Source organism: Myroides sp. NP-2 (assembly GCF_014145665.1).
Classification (GTDB): Bacteria; Bacteroidota; Bacteroidia; order Flavobacteriales; family Flavobacteriaceae; genus Flavobacterium.
The window spans coordinates 105,158-118,983 of sequence record NZ_JACHTD010000006.1 but is presented as its reverse complement, the minus strand read 5'-3'; the positions used below and the strand labels follow the sequence as shown (position 1 = coordinate 118,983).

The 13,826-nt window shown below is 38.8% G+C and carries 10 protein-coding genes; 7 read left to right on the top strand and 3 right to left on the bottom strand.

What is annotated here, in order from left to right:
- The first annotated feature begins 15 nt into the window (after positions 1-15).
- The 3 genes from alaS (at position 16) to H4K35_RS07780 (ending at position 4,319) form a co-directional block, all read left to right on the top strand.
- Positions 16-2,652: an alanine--tRNA ligase gene (gene alaS, locus H4K35_RS07790; RefSeq protein WP_182626806.1), complete on the top strand. Its 2,637-nt coding sequence runs from the start codon at positions 16-18 to the stop codon at positions 2,650-2,652.
- A gap of 63 nt (positions 2,653-2,715) precedes the next feature.
- Positions 2,716-3,672 carry a GSCFA domain-containing protein gene (locus H4K35_RS07785; protein WP_182626805.1) on the top strand — a complete coding sequence of 319 codons (957 nt, stop codon included), beginning with the start codon at positions 2,716-2,718 and terminating at the stop codon, positions 3,670-3,672.
- Between the two features lie 14 nt (positions 3,673-3,686).
- Complete coding sequence (locus H4K35_RS07780) at positions 3,687-4,319, top strand: DUF4230 domain-containing protein (RefSeq protein ID WP_182626804.1); 633 nt, start codon at positions 3,687-3,689, stop codon at positions 4,317-4,319.
- 15 nt (positions 4,320-4,334) lie between these two features.
- On the opposite strand, the gene H4K35_RS07775 is transcribed toward H4K35_RS07780, so the two are convergent.
- Positions 4,335-6,083 carry an aromatic amino acid hydroxylase gene (locus H4K35_RS07775; RefSeq protein ID WP_182626803.1) on the bottom strand — a complete coding sequence of 583 codons (1,749 nt, stop codon included), beginning with the start codon at positions 6,081-6,083 and terminating at the stop codon, positions 4,335-4,337.
- A 346-nt stretch (positions 6,084-6,429) separates the two neighbouring features.
- Between H4K35_RS07775 and H4K35_RS07770 the strand changes: the two genes are divergently transcribed.
- The gene (locus H4K35_RS07770; protein WP_182626802.1) at positions 6,430-7,578 is read left to right on the top strand and encodes a hypothetical protein; all 1,149 of its coding nucleotides are present in this window, start codon (positions 6,430-6,432) and stop codon (positions 7,576-7,578) included.
- A gap of 349 nt (positions 7,579-7,927) precedes the next feature.
- On the opposite strand, the gene H4K35_RS07765 is transcribed toward H4K35_RS07770, so the two are convergent.
- Both H4K35_RS07765 and H4K35_RS07760 read right to left on the bottom strand, forming a co-directional pair.
- Positions 7,928-8,488, bottom strand: coding sequence for a DUF4136 domain-containing protein (locus H4K35_RS07765; protein ID WP_182626801.1), 561 nt, complete (start codon positions 8,486-8,488; stop codon positions 7,928-7,930).
- Positions 8,489-8,511: 23 nt separating this feature from the next.
- Complete coding sequence (locus tag H4K35_RS07760; RefSeq protein ID WP_182626800.1) at positions 8,512-10,500, bottom strand: urocanate hydratase; 1,989 nt, start codon at positions 10,498-10,500, stop codon at positions 8,512-8,514.
- 216 nt (positions 10,501-10,716) lie between these two features.
- Between H4K35_RS07760 and H4K35_RS07755 the strand changes: the two genes are divergently transcribed.
- From H4K35_RS07755 to hemL, 3 genes are read left to right on the top strand one after another with little or no spacing between them, the layout of a single operon-like run.
- Positions 10,717-11,601: a 1-aminocyclopropane-1-carboxylate deaminase/D-cysteine desulfhydrase gene (locus H4K35_RS07755; protein WP_182626871.1), complete on the top strand. Its 885-nt coding sequence runs from the start codon at positions 10,717-10,719 to the stop codon at positions 11,599-11,601.
- A 7-nt stretch (positions 11,602-11,608) separates the two neighbouring features.
- Entirely contained in the window at positions 11,609-12,508 is a 900-nt protein-coding gene (locus H4K35_RS07750) for a glucosaminidase domain-containing protein (protein WP_182626799.1), read from the top strand.
- Positions 12,509-12,514: 6 nt separating this feature from the next.
- Positions 12,515-13,795 carry a glutamate-1-semialdehyde 2,1-aminomutase gene (gene hemL / locus H4K35_RS07745; RefSeq protein ID WP_182626798.1) on the top strand — a complete coding sequence of 427 codons (1,281 nt, stop codon included), beginning with the start codon at positions 12,515-12,517 and terminating at the stop codon, positions 13,793-13,795.
- Positions 13,796-13,826: the final 31 nt, after the last annotated feature.

Here is a 13,826-nt window from a genome sequence, read left to right as displayed (position 1 = left end):
TTAGTTTCCGAAAATATGAAATCACAAGAAATTCGTCAGAAGTTTTTAAACTTTTTTGAAGAAAAAGGACATTTAATTGTTCCTTCAGCACCGATCGTTTTAAAAGATGATCCAACTTTAATGTTTAACAACTCTGGGATGGCCCAGTTTAAAGAATATTTTTTAGGAAACGCCACGCCGAAAAGCAAGCGTATTGCAGATACTCAAAAATGTTTACGCGTTTCGGGAAAACACAATGATTTAGAAGACGTTGGTTTTGACACCTACCACCATACCATGTTTGAAATGTTGGGGAACTGGTCTTTTGGTGATTACTTTAAAAAAGAAGCAATCGCATGGGCTTGGGAGTTTTTAACTGAGGTTTTAAAATTAGAAAAAGACCGTTTATACGTTTCTGTATTCGAAGGAAACCCAGCGGAAAATGTACCTTTTGATCAAGAAGCATTCGACCTTTGGAAACAATACGTTTCGGAAGATCGCATCATCTTGGGGAATAAAAAGGACAACTTTTGGGAAATGGGAGACCAAGGACCTTGTGGACCTTGTTCTGAAATTCACATCGACTTGCGTACTGATGCGGAAAGAGCAGCTGTTTCTGGTTTCTCTTTAGTGAATGCTGATCACCCTCAAGTTGTTGAAATTTGGAATAACGTATTCATGGAGTTCAACCGAAAAGCGGATGGATCACTTGAAAAACTACCAGCACAACACGTCGATACAGGAATGGGATTTGAGCGTTTGTGTATGGCGATGCAAGGGGTAACTTCAAATTACGATACAGATGTATTTACGCCTTTAATCCGAAAAGTTGAAGAAGTTACAGGATTGCAATACACAGATAATACTGTTCAAGGGATAAGCGAACAACAAAATAAAATTAATATTGCAATCCGCGTAGTGGTAGATCACGTACGTGCAGTTGCTTTTGCCATTGCAGACGGACAGCTGCCATCAAACAATGGAGCTGGTTACGTAATTCGTCGTATTTTGCGTCGCGCAATTCGCTATGGATTTACCTTTTTGGGAATTAAAGAACCCTTTATCTATAAATTAGTAGAGGTATTGTCTGCGCAAATGGGAACGTTCTTTCCTGAGATCGTATCACAAAAAAACTTAGTCGAAAATGTTATTAAAGAAGAAGAAGCTTCTTTCTTGCGTACCTTAGAGCAAGGATTGCATTTGTTGGATCAAGTGATTGAGAAAACAAACGGTAACATTGTAGATGGTGCTAAGGCATTTGAACTGTATGACACATTTGGATTCCCTATTGACTTAACGGCTTTAATCTTGAGAGAAAAAGGCTTGGAGTTAGACGAAAAAGGATTTGAAGCAGCTATGCATGAACAAAAAACGCGTTCAAGAGCGGCTTCCGAAGTTTCAACAGATGATTGGACGGTATTGATCGGCGGTAACGTCGAAGAGTTCGTTGGATATGATCAGTTAGAGAACCAAGTAAAAATTACGCGTTATAGAAAAGTAGACAGTAAGAAAGATGGAAAATTATTCCAATTGGTTTTAGATGCGACGCCATTCTATCCAGAAGGAGGAGGGCAAGTAGGCGATCGCGGTGCTATTGTAACGGCTAATGAATCAATTGAAGTACTGGATACTAAAAAAGAGAACAATTTAATTTTACATATTGTAAAAGCATTACCTGCCAATGTAGAGGGAACTTTTACCGCTAAAGTGGATGTCGAGGCACGCAAGCAATCCATGGCAAATCACTCTGCTACTCACTTGTTGCACCAGGCATTGCGTACGATTTTAGGAACGCATGTAGAGCAAAAAGGATCTTTAGTTGCTCCGACTCATTTGCGTTTTGACTTTTCTCACTTTGCTAAAGTGACAGAAGAGGAATTGCAAAGGGTAGAGGATTTCGTCAATGAGCGAATTCACGAGCAATTGCCGTTGATTGAAAGAAGAAGTATTCCTTTTGATCAAGCAGTTGCAGAAGGAGCAATGGCTCTTTTTGGTGAAAAATACGGAGATGAGGTTCGCGCAATTCGCTTTGGTGAGAGTATGGAGTTATGTGGAGGTACTCACGTCCAAAATACAGCCGATATTTGGCAGTTTAAAATTGTAAGTGAAGGTGCTGTTGCAGCTGGAATCCGCCGTATTGAGGCAATTAGTAACCAAGCTGCACGTGCGTTTTACAACGAGCAAGAGAATACGTTAAAGGAATTAAAAGCGGTGTTGAAAAACCCACAAGATACGCTTAAAGCTGTTGTCTCTCTACAAGATGAGAATGCAAGACTTAAAAAACAAGTGGAGCAATTATTGAAAGAGAAAGCGAAAAACGTAAAAGGCGAATTAAAAGGACAAATTCAATTGATTAACGGGGTTTCTTTCCTAGCTGTTGAGGTTGACTTAGATGCAAATGGAGCAAAAGATCTCGCTTACGAATTAGGAAGCGAATACGCTAACTTATTCCTCGTTTTCGGTTCTGTTGTCAATGATAAACCCATGTTGACGTGTTATGTTTCTAAAGAAATTGTAGAAACAAAAGGCTTGAATGCTGGACAGATTGTTCGCGAATTGGGTAAATATATCCAAGGAGGCGGTGGAGGACAAGCGTTCTTCGCTACTGCAGGAGGTAAAAATCCTGAGGGCATGAAAGAGGCAATCAGCCATGCTATTGATTATTTGAACTAATGTAGTTTTACCATAAAAAGATTCCTATTCGCAGGAATCTTTTTTTCTTATTAGATCTAGGATATGAATTTTAGTACCGTTGTTCCCTTGTCTTATGGAGGGAGAAAAATCACCTATGACGACCAGATTCTCTGCTTGGGATCTTGTTTTGCAGCGAATATAGGAGAAAAGCTTAAGTCGTTTCAATTTCAGCAAACCACCAACCCTTTTGGGATTTTGTTTCATCCCAAAGCTATAGAGAAAGTGGTGGAATACGCAGTGCATAATTTTGAATTTACCGCTGCAGATGTTTTTGAACACCAAGAAATATGGAGTTCTTTCGCAGCTCATTCCGATTTAAACGAATTGGAGCAAGAGGATATTGTAGTAAAGTTAAACGCCAAGGTGTTCGACTTACAAGTTGCTTTGCGCGAGAGCTCGTTTATTATGCTGACTTTCGGAACAGCTTGGGTGTACGTATTCAAAGAAACCCAAGAGATTGTGGCTAATTGTCATAAGTTGCCTAATACGCAATTTGACAAGCGTCTGTTGACCTATGAAGAAGTAAGACAAAGCTATACGTCTATTGTGCAAATGATTCGAACGCTGAATCCACATGCGCATATCATGTGTTCGATCTCTCCTGTTCGCCATACGAAAGATGGTTTTTCCGAAAATCAACGCAGTAAAAGTATACTACTTGCTGCCCTACACGACGCAATCGACGACTTACAGGATGATAAGGTAAGCTATATTCCCGTTTACGAAATTGTAATGGATGAATTACGCGATTATCGCTTTTATGCAGCCGATTTAATCCATCCTAATGCTATTGCTATTCAGTATGTTTGGGAGCGATTTGTTGCCCACTACATTGACGAAGCAATGATGGAAGTGATGAAAAAAGTAGAGGAGGTGCAAAGAGGATTGAACCATCGTCCTTTTAATCCTACAGCGGCACAACATTTGAAGTTTTTAGATACGTTGATTGAAAAAATCGACGATTTGCTAGTTCGCTATCCTTTTATGAATTTTAGATAAACAACCTTACAGCTATGAGAAGACTTTTGCGAATTTTGTTCTCCTTTTTTTTGGTGCTATTCTTTATGTTTATGGGTGTAGTGGTATACCATTACGCTGGCGGTTCATCTACGAGTAAGATTGAGTATAACTCGAATTTAATTCAAGAGCAATTGAAGAATGTGAGTAAATTAATTGTGACAGAGGCGAATTATTCTCAAGTGATGACCTATGAAGACCAACAAAAGTATTTGTTGAACCTCGTTTCTTTTACCAAAAAAGCAGTGGTTATTGTCAATGCTAAGGCTACGGTAGCTTATGATTTAACTCAACTACAATACCAGATTGACGAAGAGCGCCAAGTAGTTCAACTGTTGCATATTCCTGATCCTGAGGTGAATATTTATCCCGATTACAAATTGTATGACGTGGAAACTAGTACATTTAATCCCTTTACAGGAACGGATTACAACAAAATAAATGCGCGAATAAAGGACGATTTACAAAAGAAGATTGAGCAATCGACCTTAAAGAGTAATGCTGAAAATCGCTTGATGAGTGAATTAGGGAAACTGTTAGTGGTAACCAATATGTTAGGATGGAAATTGGAATACCAAGGAAATACCATAAAAAAAGAAAGTGACTTATCAGCCACTTTCCTTCCTTAGTAATTGCTATATGTTTTACGCTTGTTCGATGATGCTTATTCCATCAACGATTAAGTGCGCTACTTTAGGTCTTTCTACTTTTAGTTGTTCTAAGCGACTCATCGCCTTTTGGTATAGACTTTCGTCTTTGTTCTTTTTTGCTAGTTCTAGAATTTCAACGGTCAATAACCAATCGGTTGGATAGGATTGAATTAAGGTGTCCAGTGTAGCATTAAGATCAATAGATTTGTTGTCTTCACGCATTTGGCGAACGGCCTGATAGATTGTTTCTAATTTAATGCGGTCCTCATCTCTTTTAGCTTTGATTGTTTTAGAAGAAGGAACGTGATTCACTAGGTCAAAACTCTTGTAATCTGCAGGTCCAGAGAAGGCTGATATAACCGATGCACCTACTGCCATGTCATAAGTTCCCCATTCTGGTTGGAAGAGTATGGTATCCCCGTGTTTGACTGTACAATCTTTAAAGCTGATTAAGATAATTTTTCCGTGTATGTTTCGAATACCAGTGATATTCGTTCCTGAAACCGTAATACCGCCTTCAAATTCCAAAGTTACAGGTAGTCCTTCGAATAGATTGTAGGCTTTTAAGTCGCGAGGACTCATATCTTCAATTGCGAGGTTGATGCCTTTTAAGCGACCTAGTGCTGTTCCAAAACCGTGAGGATGTGTTTCTGTGCCGTGTCCAACGAGTTCTTTTTCGCGGTAAGACAAAGCCGTAGGTCCCGTTGTTTGGACATATGATGGTTTTCCTTCGTGTTCAATTACATTTGTAAAGTGTCCTGAAATTTGAATACCAGTATTTAATTCAATTGTTCCTAGCGCTTTGGAGTCGATTAACTTTTGTATTCCTTCCAAACCACCCTTGCGTATAGCCATTTTGTTGGCAAAATTTTCTAATACTTCACTTAAATAGGCAAAATCAGGAGTTACATAGAGTTGAGGTTGTGGTTTGGTGATGTCAAACCCTTGATTAGCTGCCTCAATGGTGTAAGGAAGTTTTGCTACGTTGTCCGTCATGCACCAAGCACTTTCTCCAATAGACGAAAGCAATCCAGCACCATAGATCTTTGGATTGTCCACTGTCCCAATTAAGCCGTATTCTACGGTCCACCAATGTAAATTTCGGATTAAAGCCATTTCAGAAGGAGCGGTTGTGATTGCTTGTAGGCGATCAACTTCGTCTTCTGCTTTTTTAATGTCAGCTTCATCGACACCTTCTGCCTCTTTTAGAATAGAGAGTAAGCGGATTGCTTCGTAAATCTCATAATCATGTGCAGAAGAAATTGCTTTGCATCCAATTTCTCCAAAGCGTCTTAAATATTCTGCATATTCGGGATTGGCAATAATTGGAGCGTGTCCAGCGCCTTCGTGAATAATATCAGGTGCGGGTGTATATTCAATATTCTCTAGTTGTCTAATGTCAGAGGCTATAACAAGTACTTTGTATGCTTGGAATTCCATAAAAGCGTTGGGTGGGATAAAACCATCTACTGCCACGGCTGCCCAACCAATTTCCTTTAATATGCGATTCATTCCATACATGCTTGGAATAGATTCAATCGAGATTCCAGTCTTGTTTAACCCTTCCAAGTAGGAATCATGTGCTACCTTCGATAAATAATCGACGTTCTTTCTCATTACATAGCGCCATACCGCTTGGTTTATCGGGGTGTAGTCCTCGTAGTCTTGAGGCTTGATAAATTGCTTTAAATGTGGTGGTAAGCGGTCTATTAATTCATTGCTTTCGTATTCTCTTGCGTCCATAGTATTCAAATAGTAGTTTGGTTGCGGTAAATATAAGGAAAAAGATGAATGTATTATAGTTTCTTGCTTTTATGATTTACAAATAGAGAATAATGAAATCTTGACTATACGTTTACGTTGTTTGAAATGTTAAAATCTTAAATATGTAATTATAGGGTTAAATATTTCTATTATGTATAATTAAAATGTTAAATATTTTAGTGTATAGGGTGGTATAATCTATAAGATTTGTTTATTACCGTAGATTATTAGGGAACATTAAAGATAATATTAACTAATTTTTTTTTTAGTTTCAAAAATGTTTTTATATTGCAACACAATTATTAACTAATTAAAGCAAATATTTATGAAAAAATTATTTATGTTTTTGGCTGTAGCGGGCTTGGCTACATTCGGAGCTTCTTGTAGTAGCGACGATAACAAAAGCGAAGATCCGAAACTTACGTTAAAAGCGGACAAAACGGAAATCAAGGTTGATGAATCAGTTACTTTTACTGTAGAGTCAAACGGAAAAGCTGAAAAAGCTGCTGAACTTTACAAAGATGGTACTAAAATTACTAATCCTTACAAATTTACAGAAGAAGGTGAATTTAGCATTGTAGCTAAGAAAAAAGGAGCAGTTGATAGTAATACTGTGAAAATTAAAGTTACTAAAAATGATACTCCTATCGAAAAAAGAACGTTAGTATTGTCAGTTACCAACAATGAAGTAAATGTTGGAGATAACGTTAATTTTACTGTAAAAGATGATAAAGGTGCAACTGTTGCAGGGTTTCAAATTAAAAAAGAAGATGGAACTGTAGTAGCTAACCCATGGAAAGCTGATGCTGCTGGAACATTTAAATTTACTGCTACTAAAGCTGATTACAATGATAGTAATGTAGTGTCTGTAGTTGTTAATGAAGTTGAGATTCCAGAAGTTGGTGAAAATCAAATCGTATTAGGTGGAGTATCATACGATTTGGATTACTCACAAATGACTATTGACGCTGTGGAACAAGCTGATGGAAGCTTTATTCCTAAAACATATCCATTAAACGGAGGTGGTGTTGCACTTATGTTTGGTGTAACTATTTTTGATAAAGATAAAGCAACTGTAGGTTCTAACACAATGGTTACAAGATTTGAGTTCTTTATTGTACAGCCAACTGAAGAAGGAGCTGCTGCTAAGACACCTTTCAATACGCCAGTTGCTGAGTGGAATATTTATGATATGTACTCTATTGTTAATCAGTCAGTTATTTATGCAGAGCCTGCTGAAGATACTCAGTTTTCTATTGGATTTAATCCTGAAACTGAAGTGTTCGTTTTAGAATCAGCTGGTATTTATACTGTTGAAGATGAGACTGCATTTGATATTAAATACAATAAATTAACTGATGCATTATACTACAAACCAGTTTCTGCAGGTAATGGAGTTAATATAATGTCTGCGAAAGCTAAAAAGTCAACTAGACAAGTTAATAAAATATCTACAGTTAAAGCTCAATTTTAATTATAGAAAATTATATAATTAAAAAAAGGATGACCTTCTAGGTCATCCTTTTTTGTTTTTTTTTACTTGTATGTTACCCTTGTAAATTCGTTGCAGTTAATAGATAATTTGATGCTAATTTTGTAAAGATGAGACAGGGTTACCTTTTTTATAGAATTCGTGTGAAAAACGAAGTAGTCAGTTTAAATAAGAAGAAGTAACTTGTTTGATTATAGTCCGATTGTACTGATGTATTGAAGCAAAGTGCTCTTGATCGGGCATATACTTTTGAAAGAGGGGTAATTGATATAAAAAAGGGTCGTAGTGAATTCGCTACGACCCTTTTTTATGATTTACAGTTTGTTTTCTTCTACTTCTTTACCTCAGGAGGATATGTACTTAAGATCTTCTGTACAAACCCTTGAATTTTGGCTTCTTTCTTTTCAGGAGTATTGGCATTGTCAATATAGCCTGTTCCAATCCCTTGCCAGATTAACGCTTTTTTGTTTGTATCGATGAAATCGATGTACAATTTCCCTTCTATTGACGTAGATACTGTTGTTGAAGGTGCTCCCCAATAAGGTGCATAGCCCCAACCGTAATAGCCGTATCTTGAGTAGAAGTAATCGTTATTGGTTGTAACGTTTACTTGCTGTTGTGATTTAGTGAAGATGTTCACTAATAGCTGAGGATTACTATCTGTTTTAGTAAAGCCTTTTGCTGCCATCTCTTGGTCAATTGCGTTTAGAATACGTTTCTTGTCCAAGTCGTTTAATTTTACGTTGTCAATTCCCTCTTTGAAAAAAGCATAGGTTTGATAGGAAGTAAAATTCGTGTTTTTGTCGTAATCAGCAGAAACACGCACACTACTACAAGAGGCTGAAAAAATGCTAACAGCCGCAAGAATGAGAAATTTAGATACTGTTTTCATCGCTTACTTATTTTGTTTGTGAGTTAATTTAATAGATCTTCATCAACGATATTAGGAAGAGTAACCTTTAGTAAAGGCTCCATTTCCATGGCGCGTTTGATTGCGAATGTTGCTTCTTTATTACGTGCCCAGTTGCGTCTTGCAATACCGTTGTTAACATCCCAAAACAACATGGATTTTAGTTTTTCGTCTGCTTCTTTACTTCCATCTAAAAGCATACCAAAACCACCGTTGATCACTTCTCCCCAACCAACGCCACCACCATTGTGGATGGATACCCAAGTAGCACCTCTAAAGCTATCGCCAATGACATTGTGGATAGCCATGTCGGCTGTGAATCGAGAACCGTCGTAAATATTTGATGTTTCGCGGTAAGGGGAGTCTGTTCCCGATACATCGTGGTGATCGCGACCCAATACTACCGGACCGATAATTCCTTCTTTAATCGCTTTGTTAAAGGCTGCTGCAATTTTTATTCGACCTTCTGCGTCGGCATATAAGATACGCGCTTGAGATCCAACAACTAGTTTGTTTTCTTGCGCTCCTTTGATCCAACGAATGTTATCGGCCATTTGTTGTTGAATTTCTACAGGTGAATTTTGCATGATTTCCTCTAATACACGACAAGCAATTTCATCGGTTTTTGCTAGATCTTCTGGCTTTCCAGAGGCACATACCCAACGGAATGGACCAAAACCATAGTCAAAACACATAGGGCCCATGATGTCTTGAACATAGCTTGGATATTTGAAGTCAATTCCATTACTCGCCATTACGTCAGCACCAGCTCGAGAGGCTTCCAATAAGAAGGCATTTCCATAGTCAAAGAAATAGGTTCCCTTTGCTGTGTGTTTATTAATTGCAGCAGCTTGTCTGCGCAGGGATTCTTGTACTTTTTCTTTAAATAATACAGGGTTGTTCGCCATCATATCATTTGCTTCTTCAAAGGACAATCCAACAGGATAATAACCACCCGCCCAAGGATTGTGTAAAGACGTTTGATCCGAGCCCAAGTGAACGAATACCTCTTCCTCTGCGAATTTTTCCCATACATCTACTACGTTTCCTTGATAGGCAATAGAAACGATCTCTTTATTTGCTTGGGCTTGTTGAACGCGAGCAACCAATTGGTTTAAGTCTGAAATCACTTCGTCAACCCAACCTTGTGAGTGTCTAGTGTGTACGGCTTTCGGATTTACTTCTGCACAAATGGTAATGCAACCCGCTATATTACCCGCCTTTGGTTGAGCTCCACTCATTCCTCCTAAACCAGAGGTAATAAATATTTTTCCTGTTAAGTCCTCGCCGTTTTTTGCGATTTTTCGCCCCCCGTTTAGTACGGTGATGGTTGTTCCGTGTACAATTCCCTGTGGGCCAATGTACATATAACTTCCTGCAGTCATTTGACCATATTGGGTAACACCTAAAGCGTTGAATTTTTCCCAATCGTCCGGTTTAGAGTAGTTGGGAATCATCATTCCGTTGGTAACCACTACGCGAGGTGCTTTAGCATGTGAAGGAAATAGTCCCATGGGATGACCCGAATACATCACTAGCGTTTGCTCGTCTGTCATTTCGCTTAAATACTTCATGGTTAACAAGTATTGCGCCCAATTGGAAAAAACAGCTCCATTTCCACCATAGGTGATTAATTCATGTGGATGCTGTGCGACGGCATAATCCAAATTGTTCTGAATCATGAGCATAATCGCTTTTGCCTGTGTAGAATTTCCTGGATATTCCTCAATCGGTCTTGCGTACATCTCGTAATCAGGTCTGAATCTGTACATGTAGATGCGACCGTAGGTTTCTAATTCTTCTTTAAATTCTTGGATTAACTCAGCATGATGCTTGGCATCGAAATAACGTAGAGCATTTTTCAAGGCAAGTTTCTTCTCTTCTTCTGTCAGTATTTCTTTGCGTTTAGGGGCATGGTTAATTGCCGGATCATACGCTTTTTTCGCCGGTAGCTCATTTGGAATTCCTTGTGAAATTAGTTCCTTAAAAGTCATTGTATGAGTTTTTTTGATTAATTATTATGTGTTTTTTAAGTCAAAACATCAAAATTATTAGCTAGTTTTGTCCACGCGTATAGCTTTCGTTTTTGATTCATTTTTTCCGTAGGTAAGTTACTAAAAACTCTTGTATTATTTGTTTTAATATTTGTACAAATAAATGCGGATTTCGCTTGAGCTATGGAGCATAAAAAACCCGAAATTTGATTTATGATGCTGTCTATTTTTGCCTGTGATGATGTACCAACAACTAAAGTTGAACTTCCATTTGCCGATGGGGTCGAACTTTTTATACGCAGAGAAGATCTTCTGCATCCTGAAATTTCAGGCAATAAGTTTAGAAAGCTAAAGTACAACATACAAGCTGCCTTAGCTTCAGATTGTCAGCAATTGCTGACTTTTGGCGGTGCTTATTCCAATCACATTGCTGCCACTGCAGCAGCGGGAAGATTATTTGGGATCAAAACCATAGGGGTAATTCGCGGAGAAGAAATCGAACGTATTTATCTGGATAATCCAACACTTAAAAAAGCATCAGCGGATGGTATGCGTTTTAAATTTGTGACGCGTACTGCATATCGCACAAAAGAATCCCAATCTTTTTTGGCTGACTTAAAACGCGAATTTGGCGATTTTTATTTGGTTCCTGAAGGAGGAACAAATAGTGAAGCAGTTCGGGGAACACAGGAGATTCTCCAAGAAGGAGATCAACAATACACCCATATCTGTTGTGCTGTGGGAACAGGTGGTACAATTGCAGGTATTATTAACCGCTCTTGGTCCCATCAAAAAGTAATGGGATTTCCCGCCTTAAAAGGCGATTTCTTAACGGAAGCAATTGCCCAGTACGCCCAGCAAGACAATTGGTCGTTAGTCTCAGCGTATCACTTCGGAGGATATGCGAAGTACAATGCCGATCTCTTGCATTTTATAAGTGAATTTGAACGAAATACCGGAATTCTTTTAGATCCAATTTATACAGGTAAACTACTTTTTGGTATCTTTGATTTAATTGAACGCAAACAGTTCGCAAAAAACAGTAAGATTCTCGCTATTCACACTGGAGGTTTACAAGGTTGGAATGAAAAAATAAAGTAGCTAGTATATGAGTAAAAAAATCCTTTTAATGTTTTGCCTGCTTACACTTGTAAGTTGTGGGGTGAAGAAAAATTCCAAACTAACGGGCAAGAAGAACAAGACAAGCGAATTAGTCTCAAAAGAGAAGTACAGAGCACAACAGCGCCAAGTAGAAGAGCAACGTCGCGTGCACGAGGAAACCAAGAAAGAAAAAGAAAAGAGAGTCGCCGCAAAATCTAGCGAAACCTTAGAGGCTACTTCCCGTGTTGCTGTGACAACGGATATGATACAAGATTATATTCTACTGTATAAGGATATAGCGAAAGACAATATGAGTCAATTCGGAATTCCTGCTAGTATCACTTTGGCACAAGGCGTGTTAGAATCGGGTTCTGGTCAGGGGACGCTGAGTAGGAATGCCAATAATCACTTTGGGATTAAATGTCATAAAGAATGGGACGGACCCTCAGTTCGTCATACAGATGATGCTCCCGATGAGTGTTTTAGAAAGTATGATCGACCGGAAGAATCCTATCGCGATCACTCCCAATTTTTAGTTTCTCGTAGTCGTTATAACGACTTGTTTTCTTTGGATAAAGACGACTATGAAGGATGGGCGCATGGACTCAAAAAGGCTGGATATGCTACGGATCCTAAATATGCATTCAAATTGATTAGTTTAATAGAACGCTATTCTCTGGATCAATATGACCGCGAAGTACTCGGGGACAAACCAGCTAAAGTAAAAAAGGAAATAGATACTAAACAATCAGAAACCCGCGTAGCTTCCTCCAAAACCCATACGGTTCAAAAAGGAGATACGCTGTATTCTATATCTAAAAAATACAATACAACTGTAGCAAAGTTACAGAAGACAAATAATCTTAATGGAACTAATCTATCGATTGGTCAACGCTTAAAATTATAAAACACCATGTTATATCAAAGAAGTAGTCAGCTTTTTGCCGAAGCTGAGAAAGTTATTCCTGGAGGAGTAAACTCTCCAGTACGCGCATTTAAGTCAGTAGGAGGAACGCCTATTTTTGTCAAAGAAGCAAAGGGAGCTTATTTGTATGATGTTGACGGGAATCGCTTAGTGGATTATATCAATTCTTGGGGTCCTATGTTGTTGGGGCATGCTTATCCACCTGTAGTGGAAGCAGTAATTGAAAAAGCGAAGAAGGGTACTTCATTTGGGATGCCAACAGAAATAGAAACGGAAATAGCGGAATTAGCGGTATCTATGGTACCTCATATTGATAAAATCCGCTTTGTGAATTCGGGTACAGAGGCTTGTATGAGTGCGATTCGACTTGCCCGTGGCTATACAGGACGTGAGAAAATTATTAAGTTCAAAGGATGTTATCACGGACATTCTGATTCTTTTTTGATACAGGCTGGAAGTGGAGCGGTTACGTTTGGTTCACCAAATAGCCCTGGAGTTACACAAGGAACAGCAAAAGATACATTATTGGCAACTTACAATGACTTAGCTAATGTAGCGTCGATCTTTGAAGCAAATAAAGGCGAAATCGCAGCGATCATCATTGAGCCTGTTGCGGGTAATATGGGGTGTGTTCCTCCGAAAGAGGGATTCCTAGCAGGATTGCGTCAGTTGTGTGACGACCATGGCGCATTGTTGATTTTCGACGAAGTGATGACGGGATTCCGCCTTGCACGCGGTGGTGCACAAGAATTATTTGGTGTACGCGCAGATTTAGTCACTTTTGGAAAAGTAATAGGTGGAGGCCTTCCTGTTGGAGCTTTCGCTGGTTCTGCCAAAGTAATGGATTATTTAGCTCCTGTTGGACCTGTTTATCAAGCGGGAACCTTGTCCGGAAACCCATTGGCTATGGCGGCAGGGTTGGCAATGTTGCAAGCGATTAATAGCGATGTAACTGTGTTCAAACGCCTAGAAGAAAAAACAGCCTACTTGGAGAAAGGCATTCGAGCTGTGCTAGAGGCAAAACAAATAAAATATACAATCAACCGCGTTGGTTCTATGATTTCTGTGTTTTTTGATGAGCGCGAAGTGGTGGATTTTGAAACGGCAGGATATGGAAATAATGATACGTTTAAAACATTCTTTCACGGCTTGTTGAAAGAAGGAGTGTATATTGCTCCCTCTTCGTATGAGACTTGGTTTATTACGGATGCGTTGACGTATGAAGATTTAGATTTTACGATTCAGGCGGTTGACAAGGTGTTTGCATAAGCGCTAAACCCCAATAACGAATAAGAAAAGC